13 protein-coding genes are annotated in these 15,654 nt (G+C 64.0%); 8 read left to right on the top strand and 5 right to left on the bottom strand.

Translation table 11 applies throughout. The annotated features are described in order from the left end of the window. Positions 1 to 51 precede the first annotated feature (51 nt). From thrS to AB7531_RS16540, 3 genes are all read left to right on the top strand, one after another. Positions 52 to 2,094 (top strand): threonine--tRNA ligase, encoded by a 2,043-nt coding sequence (gene thrS, locus AB7531_RS16550; protein ID WP_063982509.1) that lies wholly within the window; start codon positions 52 to 54, stop codon positions 2,092 to 2,094. A 93-nt stretch (positions 2,095 to 2,187) separates the two neighbouring features. Continuing rightward, on the top strand, positions 2,188 to 2,751 hold the full coding sequence (locus AB7531_RS16545; protein ID WP_028154760.1) for a nitroreductase family protein: 564 nt from the start codon (positions 2,188 to 2,190) through the stop codon (positions 2,749 to 2,751). 63 nt (positions 2,752 to 2,814) lie between these two features. Beyond that, positions 2,815 to 4,077 carry a serine hydrolase domain-containing protein gene (locus AB7531_RS16540; protein ID WP_063982508.1) on the top strand — a complete coding sequence of 421 codons (1,263 nt, stop codon included), beginning with the start codon at positions 2,815 to 2,817 and terminating at the stop codon, positions 4,075 to 4,077. Here the strand turns inward: AB7531_RS16540 and AB7531_RS16535 are convergent. Both AB7531_RS16535 and AB7531_RS16530 read right to left on the bottom strand, forming a co-directional pair. Beyond that, positions 4,063 to 6,525, bottom strand: coding sequence for a putative bifunctional diguanylate cyclase/phosphodiesterase (locus AB7531_RS16535; protein WP_063982507.1), 2,463 nt, complete (start codon positions 6,523 to 6,525; stop codon positions 4,063 to 4,065). The genes AB7531_RS16540 and AB7531_RS16535 overlap by 15 nt on opposite strands. A gap of 1,079 nt (positions 6,526 to 7,604) precedes the next feature. Further along, the gene (locus AB7531_RS16530; protein ID WP_441279988.1) at positions 7,605 to 9,221 is read right to left on the bottom strand and encodes an alpha/beta fold hydrolase; all 1,617 of its coding nucleotides are present in this window, start codon (positions 9,219 to 9,221) and stop codon (positions 7,605 to 7,607) included. Between the two features lie 152 nt (positions 9,222 to 9,373). Between AB7531_RS16530 and AB7531_RS16525 the strand changes: the two genes are divergently transcribed. The 3 genes from AB7531_RS16525 (at position 9,374) to AB7531_RS16515 (ending at position 10,893) form a co-directional block, all read left to right on the top strand. Next, the gene (locus AB7531_RS16525) at positions 9,374 to 9,637 is read left to right on the top strand and encodes a DUF1127 domain-containing protein (protein WP_063982505.1); all 264 of its coding nucleotides are present in this window, start codon (positions 9,374 to 9,376) and stop codon (positions 9,635 to 9,637) included. A gap of 110 nt (positions 9,638 to 9,747) precedes the next feature. Next, positions 9,748 to 10,470, top strand: coding sequence for a methanethiol S-methyltransferase (gene mddA, locus AB7531_RS16520; protein WP_187388061.1), 723 nt, complete (start codon positions 9,748 to 9,750; stop codon positions 10,468 to 10,470). A gap of 21 nt (positions 10,471 to 10,491) precedes the next feature. Further along, positions 10,492 to 10,893, top strand: a complete 402-nt coding sequence (locus AB7531_RS16515; RefSeq protein ID WP_038944930.1) for a nuclear transport factor 2 family protein — start codon at positions 10,492 to 10,494, stop codon at positions 10,891 to 10,893. Positions 10,894 to 10,962: 69 nt separating this feature from the next. Here AB7531_RS16515 and AB7531_RS16510 read toward each other — a convergent pair whose 3' ends face one another. Continuing rightward, on the bottom strand, positions 10,963 to 11,811 hold the full coding sequence (locus tag AB7531_RS16510) for a LysR family transcriptional regulator (protein WP_063986273.1): 849 nt from the start codon (positions 11,809 to 11,811) through the stop codon (positions 10,963 to 10,965). 103 nt (positions 11,812 to 11,914) lie between these two features. On the opposite strand from AB7531_RS16510, the gene AB7531_RS16505 reads away from it, so the two are divergent. Then, a complete protein-coding gene (locus tag AB7531_RS16505; protein ID WP_305764330.1) occupies positions 11,915 to 12,907 on the top strand; it encodes a zinc-dependent alcohol dehydrogenase family protein in 993 nt (330 codons plus the stop codon). A gap of 44 nt (positions 12,908 to 12,951) precedes the next feature. Here the strand turns inward: AB7531_RS16505 and AB7531_RS16500 are convergent, their stop codons facing one another. Further along, positions 12,952 to 13,182 carry a hypothetical protein gene (locus AB7531_RS16500; RefSeq protein WP_014494328.1) on the bottom strand — a complete coding sequence of 77 codons (231 nt, stop codon included), beginning with the start codon at positions 13,180 to 13,182 and terminating at the stop codon, positions 12,952 to 12,954. 276 nt (positions 13,183 to 13,458) lie between these two features. Next, positions 13,459 to 14,442 carry an aldo/keto reductase gene (locus AB7531_RS16495; RefSeq protein ID WP_063982503.1) on the bottom strand — a complete coding sequence of 328 codons (984 nt, stop codon included), beginning with the start codon at positions 14,440 to 14,442 and terminating at the stop codon, positions 13,459 to 13,461. Between the two features lie 103 nt (positions 14,443 to 14,545). Here AB7531_RS16495 and AB7531_RS16490 point away from each other — a divergent pair, with 103 nt between their 5' ends. Continuing rightward, positions 14,546 to 15,439, top strand: coding sequence for a LysR family transcriptional regulator (locus AB7531_RS16490; RefSeq protein ID WP_063982502.1), 894 nt, complete (start codon positions 14,546 to 14,548; stop codon positions 15,437 to 15,439). Positions 15,440 to 15,654: the final 215 nt, after the last annotated feature.

Genomic DNA, 15,654 nt, shown 5'->3' with positions numbered 1-15,654 from the left:
CGTTCCCGCTTACCTGCGCTCGTTCGCAGGAGTGAGCCTCAGGAGAAAAGCATGACCGACCAGCCCAAATCCGAATCCGGCTTTCAATACAGCCTCAGCAATCTGAGACCCGTGACCCCGCCCGAAAAGATCACCCTCACCTTCCCCGACGGCGCCCGGCGCGAATACGCCAAGAGCATCACCGGCCTCGAGATCGCCAAGGGCATTTCGCCGTCGCTGGCCAAGCGCACGGTCGCGATGGCGCTCGACGGCGAGGTCGCCGACCTCGACGATCCCATCGAAGCCGATGCCAAGATCGAGCTGATCAACCGCGACGATCCGCGCGCGCTCGAACTGATCCGCCACGACTGCGCCCACGTGCTCGCGGAAGCCGTGCAGACGCTGTGGCCCGGCACGCAAGTCACCATCGGTCCCGTGATCGAGAACGGCTTCTACTACGACTTCTTCCGCAACGAGCCGTTCACGCCGGAAGACTTTGCCGCGATCGAGAAGAAGATGCGCGAGATCATCGCGCGCGACAAACCCTTCACCAAGGAAGTCTGGGACCGCGAGAAGACCAAGCAGGTGTTCCGCGACAAGGGCGAGGCGTTCAAGGTCGAGCTGGTCGACGCCATTCCCGGCAACGAGCCGATCAAGATCTACTACCAGGGCGACTGGTTCGATCTCTGCCGCGGCCCGCACATGACCTCGACCGGCAAGGTCGGCAGCGCCTTCAAGCTGATGAAGGTGGCCGGCGCCTATTGGCGCGGCGACAGCAACAACCCGATGCTGACCCGCATCTACGGCACGGCGTTCGCCAAGCAGGAGGACCTCGACGCTTATCTGAAGCAGATCGAGGAAGCCGAAAAGCGCGACCATCGCAAGCTCGGGCGCGAGCTCGACCTCTTCCACTTCCAGGAAGAAGGTCCGGGCGTCGTGTTCTGGCACGCCAAGGGCTGGACCATCTTCCAGCAGCTGATCGCCTATATGCGCCGGCGCCTCGCCGGCGACTACAGCGAGGTCAATGCGCCGCAGATCCTCGACAAGTCCTTGTGGGAGACCTCGGGCCATTGGGGCTGGTATCGCGAGAACATGTTCGCGGCGCAGTCCGCCGGCGACGAGGCCGAGGACAAGCGCTGGTTCGCGCTGAAGCCGATGAACTGCCCCGGCCACGTGCAGATCTTCAAGCACGGCCTGAAGAGCTACCGCGACCTGCCGCTGCGCCTCGCCGAGTTCGGCGTGGTGCATCGCTATGAGCCCTCCGGCGCCATGCATGGCCTGATGCGTGTGCGCGGCTTCACCCAGGACGACGCGCACGTCTTCTGCATGGAAGACCAGCTCGCCGACGAGTGCCTCAAGATCAACGATCTCATTCTATCGACCTATGCCGATTTCGGTTTCACCGGCGATCTCACGGTGAAGCTCTCGACCCGGCCCGAGAAGCGCGTCGGCACCGATGCGATGTGGGATCACGCCGAGCGCGTGATGGCGACGGTGCTGCGCGAGATCCAGTCGCAGAACAATCACATCAAGACCGAGATCAATCCGGGCGAAGGCGCCTTCTACGGGCCGAAGTTCGAATATGTGCTGCGCGACGCCATCGGCCGCGACTGGCAGTGCGGCACCACGCAAGTCGACTTCAACCTGCCGGAGCGGTTCGGTGCGTTCTACATCGACCATGACAGCGGCAAGAAGGCGCCGGTGATGGTGCACCGCGCGATCTGCGGCTCGATGGAGCGCTTCATCGGCATCCTGATCGAGCACTATGCCGGCAACTTCCCGCTCTGGCTGTCCCCGGTGCAGGTGGTGGTCACCACCATCACCTCGGAGGCCGACGAGTATGCCAAGCAGGTGCTGGAACAGGTCCGGCGCGCGGGGCTTCGGGCCGAGATCGACCTGCGCAACGAGAAGATCAACTACAAGGTCCGCGAGCACTCGCTGGCCAAGATTCCGGCGCTGCTCGTGTGCGGCAAGAAGGAGGCCGAGACGCAGTCGGTCTCCGTCCGCCGGCTCGGCAGCGACGGCCAGAAGGTGATGACGACTGTGGAGGCGCTCGCCGCCCTCGTCGACGAGGCCACCCCACCGGACGTCCGGCGGGCGCGCGAGGCGGCCTGAGTCCTGAAATCGATCTAAATTCGCTTCCGGTTGCGGGCGTGCATGCTTATCTCGGCATGGCACGCCCGACGACCAGCCGAAGAGGACATCGCAGTGCCCGACGCCATCGAACTCCTGAAAACCCGCCGCTCGGTCAAGCCGCGCGAGATGACCGGGCCCGGCCCCTCCCCCGCCGAGCTCGAAACCATCCTCACCATCGGTGCGCGCGTGCCCGACCACGGCAAGCTCGCGCCCTGGCGCTTCATCATTTTCGAGGGTGACGCCCGCGAGCGGGCCGGCGAGGTCATTGCGACGGTCTTTGCCCGCAAGAATCCGGACGCGCCGGCGGCGAACATCGAGACCGAGCGCAAACGCCTCACCGACGCGCCGCTGGTGATCGGTATCGTCAGCTTCACCAAGCCGCATCCGAAGGTGCCGGCGTTCGAGCAGGAATTGTCGGCCGGCGCCAGCGTCATGAACATTGTCACGGCCGCGACCGCGCTCGGCTACGGCGCCTGCTGGCTGACCGGCTGGTTCGCCTTCGATCGCGACGTGCTGGACGGCCTCGGCCTCAAGCCCGACGAAAAGCTCGCCGGCCTCGTCCATATCGGCACGCCGACCAAGCCCAGCGAAGACCGTCCGCGGCCGTTCCTTTCGGAAATCGTGACGCGTTTTTAATCGATGTCTTGTTGACGCCTCCGACGTCTTGCGGCTTTGATCCCGGCGAGGGAGGAAGCCCGGATGAAGCGTCGTGAATTTCTGGTCGGGGCCGCGCTGCTGGCCGGCACGATGGGGCGCAGCCGTGCCGCCACCAACATCCCTACTCCGTCGGCTGACGGGCTCGACCGCATCACCGCCTATTTTGACAACGAGGTGACGCTTGGCCGCCTGCCGGGCGCGGTGGTCCTGGTGCAGCAGCACGGCAAGCCGGTCTACCTCAAGAACTTCGGCGTGCGCGACACCAGGACCGGCCTCGCCATGACGCCGGATACGATCTTCGCCATCCACTCGATGACCAAGCCGATCACGTGTCTCGGCGCGATGATGCTGATCGACGAGGGCAGGCTCGCGCTCACCGACCCCCTGTCGAAATACGTCCCGCTCTTCGCCGACACCAAGGTGGGCGCGGAGCCGGAGGGCACCTCGAAGGTCGAACTCGAGCCGCCGATCCGCCCTGTCAACATCGAGGATCTGCTGCGGCAAACCTCGGGCATCAGCTACGACTATATCGGCGCCCCATGGGTGATGCAGGTTTACCAGGCCGCCAATATTTTCGAGGGGCCCTTCAACAACAGGCAATTCGCCGACCGCATCGCCAAGCTGCCGCTCACGCGCCAGCCCGGAACGCTGTGGCGCTACGGCCATTCCACCGACGTGCTCGGCGCCGTTATCGAGATCATCTCGGGCCAGACGCTGTATGAATTCATCAAGCAGCGCATTCTCGATCCGCTCGGAATGAACAGCACCAAATTCGTGCTGAAAACGCCGGAGGAGCGCGCCCGGATGGCGCGGCCGCTGCCGAGCGACCCGGTCCTGCTCGCCGGCGAGCGCGACCGCCTCGCCCATCCCGAATGGGAATCCGGCGGCGGCGGGCTGCTCTCCACCATCACCGACTATCAACGCTTCTCCCAAATGCTGCTCAATGGCGGCGAGTTCGAGGGCAAGCGTTACCTCAGCCCCGCCGTGTTCAAGGCGATGACCACCGATCACGTCGGGCCCGGCTCCGGTGTGAGCCGCGACTATTTCTATTTTCCGGGCGACGGTTTTGGCTATGGTTACGGCATCGGTGTGCGCACCGATCCCGGCAATGCGAAGCCGCCGCCGGCCGGATCGATCGGCGAATTGAAATGGGACTCAGGGAGCGGCACCTATTTCGGCGTCGACCCCAAGCTCGACATGGTCTACCTCTTGATGCAGCAGACCCAGAACGAGCGCAGCCGCATCACGCCCGCCTTCAAGGAACTGGTCTACGGCTGCTATCCCGAAGGGCTACGCCGCCCGTGAGGCGCGCTGGCCGAAATCGGCCAGCAGCTTTGCGATCTCGGCGGCGGGCCGCGCCGCGCTGAACAGAAACCCCTGCACCTCGTTGCAGCCTTCGGCGCGCAGCCAATCGAGCTGATCCTCGGTCTCGACGCCTTCAGCCGTCGTGGTGATGTTGAGGCTGCGGCCGAGGCCGGAGATCGCGCGCACGATCGCGACGCAATCGGGCCGCTGCGCCAGATCCTTCACAAACGAACGGTCGATCTTGATCTTGTCGAACGGGAAGCTACGGAGATAGCTGAGGCTGGAATAGCCGGTGCCGAAATCATCCATGGAGATGCTGACGCCGAGCTCGCGCAATTGATGCAGGATCGCGAGATTGGCATCGGTCTCCGCCAGGAAGATCGACTCGGTGATCTCAAGCTCGAGCCGCTTCGGCGACAGGCCGGACTGCGCAAGCGCGGAAATCACGACCTGGACCAGGTTGCGGCTGCGGAATTGCGCCGGCGACAGATTAACCGCGACCTTGACGTCGACAGGCCATTTCACCGCCTCCGCGCAAGCTTCGCGCAGCACCCACTCGCCGAGCTGGGTGATGAGGCCGATGTCTTCGGCGACCGGAATGAATTCCGCCGGCGAGATCATGCCCTTGTCGGGATGACGCCAGCGCAACAGCGATTCGAAGCCGGAGATGCGGTCGGACGCGATCGACACCAGCGGCTGGTAGTGCAGCTCGAACTCGCCATTGGCGAAGGCGCGGCGCAGATCGAGCTCCATGTCGCGGCGCTTCTGCGCCTGGAGGTCCATCTCGCGCTCGAAGAAATGGTGCACGCCGCCGCCGTCGGACTTCGCCCGGTACAGCGCCATGTCGGCGTTGCGCATCAGCTCCTCCGACGTCGTCCCGTCGCCGGGCGACAGCGCGATGCCGATGCTGGCGCCGATCACCATCTCCTGGCCGTCGAGGTCGTAGGGCGCCTTCAGCATGTCGATCAGCAAGGTCGCACAGGCGCTGGCTTCGTTCGGCGAGACGTCGGCTGCCAGGATCACGGCGAACTCGTCGCCGCCAAGCCGGGCCGCGAGATTGCCGCCGCGGACCGCGGTGGTGAGGCGTTCGGCAACTTGCTTCAGCAGGCGATCCCCCACCGGATGCCCGAAGGAATCATTGATGTTCTTGAACAGGTCGAGATCGATATAGAGCACGCCGACTCGTTTTCCGCCGGCCTGGTCGAGCGCCTGCTTCAGGCACTGCTGGAAATGTTCGCGGTTCGGCAGATCGGTGAGCCCGTCATGGTGCGCCATGTGGGCGATCCGCGCCTCGGCCTTGCGCCGCTCCGTGATGTCGACCACCGCGACCAGATAGCCGTCGCGATCGTCGAAGGCGACGCGACGACCGAAAGTGAGCACCTCGATCTCGCTGCCGTCGGCGCACAAATGGCGCCAGTTGCGCGAGGAGTGATAGGTGTCGCCGATGCGTTCGAGCGCCTCGGCGTGGCTGTCCCACTCGTCCTCGGGCCAGATCTCGTGCAGCTTCATGCGCAGGAAGGTGGCGCGGCTGTAGCCGTAATGCTGGACCGCGGCATCGTTGACGCTGAGAAATTCCTTGGTCTGTGCCTCGAACACCCACATCGGCATCGGGTTGTTGTCGAACAGCAGACGAAACGAGGCATCGCGCCGCTTCAACGCGGTGACGTCGGAGATCGTCAACGAGACCAGATCGACGAAGGCGGTGGCACTGAGCCGAAGGTAACGTCCGTCGTCCTCGATCTCGAGCTGCTCGCCGCGGCCGCCGGAGACGACCTTGAGCAGGAAGTCCATGATTTCGGGCGAGGCCAATAGCGTGTGCCCCTCGCCGATCCGCCGCCACAACAGGCCCGCGCTCGCGACCTTCAGCAGCGCACCGGCGCTCTTGTTGTGATGCACGATCTGGAGATCGAACGGCTTGCCTGCGGCATCGCGCAGCGTCGCCAGCGAAACCACGGCGTCATCGGTCGACGAGAAGATCGCGTCCAAGAGATTGTATTGCGCGCCGCGCTCGTTGATGTAGGCGCCGACCAGCGTGGCGCCCCAGCGCGAGGCGGTCGGCAGCGCCAGCACATCGTAGGTCCGGACCATGCCGTCGCGCACGCAATGCGCGCTGGCCTGGTGCGGACGTCCGTTCTCGAGCGCGCTCGCCACAGCTTCCGACAGCGCCGTGGCGCAATCGGGCGAGAGCTCGGCGACCGGGATATCCCAGCGCTCCTCGCCGAGCCATTTCTGCACGTAACGCCCGCTGCGCGACAATTCGAGCGCGCCATCGTTCTTCAGCAGCGCGATGTGGTCGGCGAGCCGTCCGAGGCTCCCAAGCATCACGTCCTCATAGCGCGGCAGCCGTTCGCCCGGCTTCAACGCGGCACGCCATTTGCGTTGAAGCACCGGGATGTCGTCAAACATTTCGGCGGCCGGTTTTCCCGGCATCTTCTTCGCGGCAGTCATTGCAGTCCCCAACGCACTTTCCCAGGGCATCCAATGCAGCCGCGCTTAATGCCGTGTAAAAAGGACGCAGCCGCGGGTTCCATTCGGTGATTATGACAGTTTTAAGTCAGGTGTTGGTTAGTGCACGTTAGAGACTATGACGGTTGCCTAAAATGCGATGCGTGCGCGTGAGAGTGAAGTTATGGCGCACAGCTGCTTCATCCTCGTCATTGCGAGCGCAGCGAAGCAATCCAGACTGCCGCCGCGGAAAGATTCCGGATTGCTTCGCTGCGCTCGCAATGACGGAGTGTGCAGGAGCTGCGCCCGCCTCTCTCGTGTCCCGGACGCGACGCAGCGCGTAGCGGTGCGGCGCAGAGCCGGGACCCAGCAGGTGACACAACACACTGACGCATGGGCCCCGGCTCTGCAGCGCATCACTTCGTGCTGCGCTGCGTCCGGGGCACGAGAGCGTCGATGAGTGACTGACATGGGCTCGCATCCTCGCGGCGCATTTCGCCCGAGCTTTGCCTGATCGCCTCACCCTCGAATGAAAGAGGGCGCAGGGAAGACCGGGAGCCCGCTGGCACCCGAGGTCCACTGTGCGGAGTTGTAGTGAGAAGTCTGCACAGCGGCATACAGGTGTAGCCAGGACATCCCGGCCTTCCCTGCGCAGTGGTTGGAACGGCGTATGTCGTGCTCTCCCCGGGGAGCGATGCACTATTGCCCCCGTCGCCTTGCGGATGGCTGATGCGCGCGCCCGGTTGGGCAACACGCACCACCACAAGACTTGGCGCACAGACCCCGGGCGCCAGGACGACACGATTTGGCCGTACGTGGATCCCACCGGTCGTGCGTACGACATGTCTCGCTCACGGTTTCCCGCCCTGCGATCACCTTCGCACCAGTGTGCCCCACGTCCACCGCCGCCCGGCCCGCGTTCGTGACGATCGCGATACGCCCCTCTTCCTTGGGCCGAAGTGAGGCAACACATACGCCGTTTCCGAATTCTTATAAAGCGAATTGTTTTCGTTGAAGGCGATTGACAGCGTTCTACCCTGAGTTCGGTGTTTTGCCCGTCGGGCAAAACTCGGCAAGCACGATCACCGACAGCGATCGGGCGCGAGAAACCTTCTTACACTGTCCAGAAATACCGACCAGGCCGGCTCGGTCCCCAGCAAGATATGATTGGGACTCTCGAGCGGAACGAATGTTGCGCCTTTAATCCGAGCAGCGAGTTCCTGCCCCTCCGTGAACTTTACGCTCGCGTCGGCACGAGCGTGCAACACCAGGGTCGGCGTTCGTACATCCTGCAGCAGATGCCGCACATCGATTTCGCCGAAGATATTCGTAAGCTTGAAGGCGTTCTGCGGCGACGTCGTAATCCGCTGCAGATCGTTGAACCACTGCGCCTGCTCGGCATTTGCTTCAGGAATGAAGAGGGACGTGAATATCTGGCGAAACACCGGACTTTCTTGCCCCCACCCCTCGAGGACCAGAGTTGTCAATGCCTCCCGGCGGGCCACGTTTGACGGGTCCTGATGGCGCCAACCCTTTGCGTATCCGCCATAAAGAACGAGATGACTGACACGCTCCGGGTGCTTCACGGCGTAGGCTATCGAGATCGCGCAGCCCTGAGAAATGCCAAGCAGGGGAAAACGTTCGAGCCCCGCCGCATCGACGACCGTCTCGAGATCACGCACGAAAGCGTCGAAGGAGATGTCGAAGACATCCCAGTCCGACAAGCCCGTACCGCGTTCGTCGTAGCGCAGGAACGTGTTGTCGCGGCTCAACGCCTCGATCCAGTGCTGCCAGACCGGGCTCGCAAAGTCGAATTCCAGATGATTGAGCCAATTGGCGGCTTTCACCAGCGGCGGCCCGGCGCCGACCGACGCATAGGCGATGCGCACCCCGTCGCGCGCGGTGCAGGTTCGAACGTTCTGCTTGAGCTGCCTCGGCGAAGCCGCTGGCTCAGCGGCGGCCACATCCCCGGGCGGCCCCCGATGCTGCGACCGATGTCGCAGGAGTTGCTGGTAGAGCGCCCTCGTCTCCTGATCCGGCTCGACGTTGAGCTCTTTGCGCAGGATCGCCTCGCAGCGCTTGTATTGCCGCAACGCCAACGCGGTCTGCCCCTGCTCGGAGTAGAGCCGCATCAAGGCGCGATCCACCTCTTCCTGCAACGGATCGATGGCCAACAAACGGAGCGCCAACGCGATCGCCTCCTCCCGTGCGCCGATAAGCTGTAATTCCTGCAGCAGCGTATGGAAGGCAGAGGTGGCGACGGCGCGCAACCGGGTCCGCTCGCCCAATAACCACTCGTCGAAAAGATCGGACCGCGCGTTCAGTCCCTCGAGAAAGGGGCCGCGATACAACTCCGCTGCACGTTTCAAATTGGCGATGGACGGATCGGATACCGCATCCTTGAATTCGACGACGTCGGTCGTGACGGCGCCGATATCGAAGCCAAGCAGGTCGTGATCGGCGGACAGCGGCAGCTCGGCGCAATCATGTCGCAGCATGCTGATGCATTGGCGCAAGCTTTGTCGCGCCGCGTCCTCGTGACTGTCGGGCCAGAGCAACGCCGCAAGCCGCTCACGAACATGGACGACCCCAGGGTTCATGGCCAGAAATGCCACGAGGGCCTGCGCCTTCTTGTTGCGCAAGGTGACCGGCCCGCCCCGGTCCATGGAAAACGAACCCAGCAAGGTCAACCGCGGCATTCCCACCCCCTCGGCATCAAATGGCGCAATTCTAGCAGCCTCGACCGCGTTTTTGACGGTTTTTTCACGCCTGCCCTGACGAGCCGCTCACCGCCGTCCTCTAGAAAGGAGACAACGCGCTACCCGGCGCACATTTGAAAAGGCACAAACACGTGACCCTGATTTCCCTATCCACATCAAGCCTCGCGGCGCCCTTCGGGCGCCGAGGCATTCCGCTGCTTCTCGCGAGGTTCCGGCGCCTGCTGAACGGTTGGATCGCCGCCGCCATTGCCCATCACGAGCGCCGGGCGGCGCTCGTCGCCCTGCGCCCGCTGGACGACCGGGCGTTGAAGGATGTGGGTCTCTATCGCGGCCCGTTCGATGACCTCATCGAACGCGCTGCACGGTCTCGATGGAGCCGCTTCCGGCAGGCGTGAGACGACCACATCAGTTCAATTCGATCCTCGCCAAAGACCAGGAGAAGATGATGTCTATCACGATTCAAAACGGGCCAGGTACAGCACCCACTCGCCCCTTCGCGCTGGCGATGAAGTCCGCGGCCCTCGTCTACGGGACCAGTGCCTATTTGATCTTTCTGGGCACGTTCCTCTATGCCATCGGCTTCGTCACGCAATATATCGTGCCCAAGACCATCGACACCGGCGCGCCGACCTCGCTAACCAACGCGCTCGCCATCAATCTGCTGTTGCTATCGACCTTCGCGGTTCAGCATAGCGGCATGGCGCGGCAGGGGTTCAAGCGGCTGTTCGCGCGCTTCGCTTCGCCGGTCATCGAGCGCTCCAGCTACGTGCTGCTGGCAAGCCTGACGCTCTTGCTGCTGTTCTGGCAATGGCAACCGATTCCGACGGTCATCTGGAACATCGAGTCTCCCGCCTTGGCCGGGCTCGTGATTGCGGGCGAGTTCCTGGGCTGGCTGATTGTGCTCTACAGCACATTCCTCATCAGCCATTTCGAACTGTTCGGCTTGACACAGGTTATCAGCCATTTCGCCGGCCGGCTCACCGCGCCCGTCAAGTTCAAGACGCCGGGCCTGTATCGCCTCATCCGCCACCCGATCTATCTGGGGTTCATCATCGCCTTCTGGTCGACACCGGTGATGACGCTCGGACACCTGATGTTCGCATCAGTGACAACGGCCTATATCTTCGTCGGCATCTGGCTCGAGGAGCGCGATCTGGTGGCGCTCTTCGGCGACGAGTACCGAAAGTATCGGATGCGCGTCGCGATGCTGTTGCCGGGCCTTTTCTGAACAGATTGGAAAGGCACCATCGTGACCGGACAGGATTTGATCGATCGTGCAAAAGCCTTCGTCGCGGCAGTCGCCGCGGCGAAGCCCCGCCAGACCGTCGAGGCCTTTTATGCCGATGATATCGTGCAGGAGGAATTTCCAAACCTTCTCCTGCCGCAGGGCGCAGTGCGCGATTTCATCAACTTGCGAGCGTCTTACGACAGATCCCGTTACATCCTTGCCTCGCAATCGTTCGAAATCGTCAACGCCCTTGCGTCAGGCAATTGCGTGGTGATGGAGACGATCTGGACAGCGACACTGGCGGTCGGCGTCGGCAAGCTTGCTCCCGGCGACACTATGCGCGCCCGTTTTGCGCAGTTCTTCGAATTCCGTGACGGGCTGATCTTCAGGATTCGCAACTACGATTGTTTCGAGCGAATCTAGTCCGTTGGGTGAGTTACGCCTGTCGACTGCGCTTCGCACGGCCGAAAGGCTGATCCACCCCGCAGGCCGTCATGCCAACCGTTCGATCACGAGATCCAGCAGCGCGCGCAGGCGCGCCAAGCGCCTGAGATCGCGGTGATAGCCGACATAGGTGTCGCGGCCGGGCGGCGTGGCGCCGATGTCGAGCGCGACGAGACGGCGGTCACGGTCGCCGAGGGGGCGTGGCAGCACGGCGAACCCGCCGCCGCTCGCGCAGAGCTCCGCCTGCGCCTGCCGGTTGTTGCTGCGCGAGGCGATCTCCGCATTCGGCAGCGTGCGCTTCAACCAGATCGCATCTGGCATGTCGGCGAATTCGGCATTCATGGTGACGACACGGGCGCCGCTTCCGTCGCCGGCGCGCGGCGGCTTGCTGCCCTTCCGGCCATAGAGCGCGTAGGGAATGTGGAGCAGTTTTCTCGAGATCACCTCGGGCTCGCTGAACGGCTTGATGCGGAAGACGAGATCGGCCTCGCGCCGCGGCAGGCTGTAGAGGCGTGCATCGGTCAGGAGCTCGACGATCACCTTGGGATGGCGCTTGCCGAAGGCGGCGATCACCGGCGACAGCATCACCGTGCCGAACCAATCCGACGACGACAGCCGCAGCATGCCGTCGAGCTGCGTCTCCGCACCCGAGGCGTGGCGCTGAAGCGCGAGCGCCTCCTCCTCGATCCGCTCGGCGTGGCGCAGCACGGCGGCGCCCTCGTCGGTCAGCACAAAACCATCGGCGGTGCGCTGGAACAGCGTTTGTCCCAGCGCGGTTTCGAGCGCGCGAAGCCGCCGCCCCATCGTCGGCTGGGTCTGGCCGATCTTGCGCGCGGCAGCTCCGAGCGTGCCTTCGCGCGCAATCGCCAGGAAGATACGCAGATCGCTCCAGTCCATCGAAATGACCTCATACAGAAATGCACGATTATCGTACATTCTTGTTCCTTCTCATGCAAAATTTCATGAGCATATTGGAGGCCGACAACGGAGCAAGACGATCATGACGAGACAATCGACGATGCGGGCTGCGATCCTGGAGACCCACAACGCGCCGCTGCGCCTCTCAACCGTCTCCACGCCCGAGGTCGGGCCGCGCGAGGTGCTGGTGCGGGTGCATGCGAGCGGGGTCAATCCGCTCGACACCAAGATCCATGCCGGTGCGGCGGCGCATGCGCGTCATCCGCTGCCCGCCATTCTCGGGATCGATCTCGCCGGCGTGGTCGAGCAGACCGGGCGCGACGTGACGCGGTTCAAGCCGGGCGACGAGGTCTATGGCATGACCGGCGGCGTCGGCGGCGTGCCGGGATCGCTCGCTGAATTCGCCGCGGTCGATGCCGACCTGCTGGCGTCCAAGCCCGCCAATCTCAGCATGCGCGAAGCGGCCGCCCTGCCGCTGATCTTCATCACGGCCTGGGAAGGCCTGATCGATCGCGCGGCGCTGATGGGCGGCCAGAAGGTTTTGATTCATGGCGGTGCCGGCGGCGTCGGCCATGTCGCGATCCAGATCGCGCGCGCCATCGGAGCAGACGTGTTCGCGACCGGCTCGGCAGCGCAGCGCGCCACCATCGAAGGCTTTGGCGCTGTGTTCATCGACCGCGGCACTGCGATCGAAGCTTACGTTGCAGATCATACCGGCGGCCGCGGCTTCGACATCGTCTATGACACCGTCGGCGGCAAGGTGCTCGATGCCTCCTTCGAAGCCGTGCGCCGTTTTGGCCATGTGGTGAGCGCGCTGGGCTGGGGTACGCACGCGCTTGCGCCGCTGTCGTTCCGCGCCGCCAGCTATTCCGGTGTGTTCACGCTGCTGCCGCTGCTATCAGGCGAAGGCCGCGCGCATCACGGTGAGATCATGGCGGAAGCGACGCGCCTGGTTGAAGCCGGCAAGCTCGCGCCGCTGGTCGATGCAAGGCGCTTCACGCTGGAAAGTGTTGGCGATGCCCACGCTCTGATCCGGGATCACGCCGCCAAGGGCAAGCTGGTCGTCGACATCTGAGGGGAGGCTCGTAGCCCGGATGGAGCCGTCTGCTGCACCCGCCGCTAGTCCTCGCTGGCCGCCGCGGAGCGATTGCGCAGGTAAGCCTGCGACAACAGGAAGAACAATGCGCGCTCGCCATGATATTTGGCGGACGGCCGGGTGCGCTCGAAGCCATCGGCAAATATCTTGCCGGACTGGCACACCTGCCATCGCCAGCCAAACCGCTTACGCCTGGTGATGATCACTTCAAACATGCCGACGGGCTTGGTCCCCTGCTTCTGCCGGTCTCGCAAGGCATGCGCCTGCTCCGGCCTCCCCCGTTAGACGGATGCCCGACATATAGCGCAGCAGGACGGAAAGAGAATAAAATTGATTATCGGAAATCCGTATCTTCCACCGGCTATGACGAAGTCGCGACGCTTGCGGAATAAGCCTGTGCTGGCGGTGTTAATCGATTCCTTCAACGCTGCTTGCAACGCTGCTTGGTAGCGCTGGCAAAGGTATTCAAGTCGGAACACAAGACGCGTATGCCCGGTAAGCGAACGCTCACCGGACATTCACGCCGCAGCTCAGCGGCCGACTCGCGCCTGGAGATGCGCAGGATAGCGGTCGCCCTGCACGGCGACCCTGGACAGCGCCCCTGCAATTGCAGTGAGATCCGCGTCCGACAGCGTCACCGCAGCCGCGCCGAGATTTTCCTCGAGCCGGTGCAGCTTGGTGGTGCCGGGGATCGGCACGATCCACGGCTTCTGCGCGAGCAGCCAGGCCAACGCGATCTGTGCCGGCGTCGCTTTCTTCATTGCGGCGATCTCGCCAAGCAGATCGACGAGGGTCTGATTGGATTTGCGTGCGCTGGATGAGAAGCGCGGCACGATGTTGCGGAAGTCGCTCGCATCGAACGTCGTGCTCTCGGTGATCGCGCCGGTCAGAAAGCCCTTGCCGAGCGGGCTGAACGGAACGAAGCCGATGCCGAGTTCTTCCAGCGTCGGCAGGATCTCCTGCTCCGGCTCGCGCCACCACAGCGAATACTCGCTTTGCAATGCGGTCACGGGCTGCACCGCATGGGCGCGGCGAATGGTCTGCGCACCCGCTTCCGACAGGCCAAAATGCAGCACCTTGCCGGCCTGGATCAGGTCCTTGACCGCGCCCGCAGTCTCCTCAACCGGCACGTCGGGATCGACGCGGTGCTGGTAGAACAGATCGATGCGATCGGTCTTGAGCCGCTTCAGCGCAGCCTCCGCCACCGCCTTGACGTTGGCGGGCCGGCTGTCGAGCCCGGCATCGACCTTGCCGCCCTTGAAGCCGAACTTGGTGGCGATCACGACCTTGTCGCGGAATGGCTGAAGCGCCTCGCCGAGCAGCTCCTCGTTGGCAAAGGGCCCATAGGCCTCGGCGGTGTCGAAGAAGGTCACACCGCGCGCGACGGCGGTCCTGATCAGTGCGATCGCCTGCGACGTCTCGGTCGCCGGGCCATAACCGTAGCTCAGGCCCATGCAGCCGAGGCCGAGGGCCGAGACCTCGAGGCCGCTCTTGCCCAATGTTCGCATCTGCATCGTCAGCTCTCCCTTGAGTTCATGTTCGGCGGCGAATTTAGGCCACGCGCCGACCTGCGATTAGATGATAAAATCGGTATGTACTGATGAGATGGATTCATGAATGACCCGCACCAACGTCAATGACCTCCTGGCCTTCCTTGCGGTCGCGCGCGAGCGCAGCTTTACCCGCGCGGCAGCCCAGCTCGGTGTGTCGCAGTCGGCGCTCAGCCATACTGTGCGCGGCCTGGAGGAACGGCTCGGCCTGCGGCTGCTCACCCGCACCACCCGCAGCGTCGCGCCAACGGAAGCGGGCGAACGTCTGCTCCGCAATGTCGGGCCGCGCTTTGCGGAGATCGACGCAGAGCTGTCGGCGCTGACCGCGCTCCGCGAGACGCCGGCGGGCACCATCCGCATCACCACCGGCGAGCACGCCGCACAGACGGTGCTGTGGCCAGTGCTCGCAAAGCTGCTGCCGCGCTACCCCGATATCAAGGTCGAGCTCGTCGTCGACTATGGCCTGACCGACATCGTCGCCGAGCGCTACGACGCCGGCGTGCGCCTCGGCGAGCAGGTCGCCAGGGACATGATCGCGGTGCGGATCGGGCCGGAGATGCGCATGGCCGTGGTCGGCGCGCCCGCCTATTTCGCCGCGCGGGGCAAGCCGAAGCTGCCGCAGGATCTCACCGAGCATAATTGCATCAACCTCCGCCTGCCGACCTATGGCGGGATCTATGCCTGGGAGTTCGAGAAGCGCGGACGCGCGATGAAGGTGCGGGTCGACGGCCAACTCGTGTTCAACACCGGCCTGCTCAGGATGAATGCCGTGCTGGCGGGGCTTGGCCTTGCCTATATCCCCGACGATCTCGTGAAGCGCGAGATCGCCGACGGCCGGCTGATCCGCGTGCTCGCCGACTGGTGCGCACCGTTTGCGGGCTATCACCTGTATTATCCGAGCCGTCGGCAGCCGACGCCGGCGTTTGCGGTGCTGGTGGAGGCGCTGCGCTATCGGAAGTGAGGGGCGCAGCCCTCCTCCTCGTCATTGCGAGCGCAGCGAAGCAATCCAGAATCTTTCCGCGGAGGTACTCTGGATTGCTTCGCTGCGCTCGCAATGACGATGTGGAAACAGCTGCGCGTCGAAACTGCGCTCTCGTGCCCCAGACGCGGCGCAGCGCTTCTTCAGCGGTGCGCCGCTGAGCCGGGGCCCATCTATCGAGATATGTGCTTGTGGCT

This window comes from Bradyrhizobium sp. 63_E2_N1_3 (assembly GCF_052076005.1).
Taxonomy (GTDB): Bacteria; Pseudomonadota; Alphaproteobacteria; order Rhizobiales; family Xanthobacteraceae; genus Bradyrhizobium; species Bradyrhizobium barranii.
This window is presented reverse-complemented; position numbering and strand designations above follow the sequence as displayed.

What these genes read in the sequence shown, in the direction of transcription:
- thrS (WP_063982509.1), top strand. Translation starts at nt 52, where the DNA reads ATGACCGACCAGCCCAAATCCGAATCCGGCTTTCAATACAGCCTCAGC.
- AB7531_RS16540 (WP_063982508.1), top strand. Translation starts at nt 2,815, where the DNA reads ATGAAGCGTCGTGAATTTCTGGTCGGGGCCGCGCTGCTGGCCGGCACG.
- AB7531_RS16535 (WP_063982507.1), bottom strand. Translation starts at nt 6,525, where the DNA reads ATGACTGCCGCGAAGAAGATGCCGGGAAAACCGGCCGCCGAAATGTTT.
- AB7531_RS16530 (WP_441279988.1), bottom strand. Translation starts at nt 9,221, where the DNA reads ATGCCGCGGTTGACCTTGCTGGGTTCGTTTTCCATGGACCGGGGCGGG.
- mddA (WP_187388061.1), top strand. Translation starts at nt 9,748, where the DNA reads ATGAAGTCCGCGGCCCTCGTCTACGGGACCAGTGCCTATTTGATCTTT.
- AB7531_RS16510 (WP_063986273.1), bottom strand. Translation starts at nt 11,811, where the DNA reads ATGGACTGGAGCGATCTGCGTATCTTCCTGGCGATTGCGCGCGAAGGC.
- AB7531_RS16505 (WP_305764330.1), top strand. Translation starts at nt 11,915, where the DNA reads ATGACGAGACAATCGACGATGCGGGCTGCGATCCTGGAGACCCACAAC.
- AB7531_RS16495 (WP_063982503.1), bottom strand. Translation starts at nt 14,442, where the DNA reads ATGCAGATGCGAACATTGGGCAAGAGCGGCCTCGAGGTCTCGGCCCTC.
- AB7531_RS16490 (WP_063982502.1), top strand. Translation starts at nt 14,546, where the DNA reads ATGACCCGCACCAACGTCAATGACCTCCTGGCCTTCCTTGCGGTCGCG.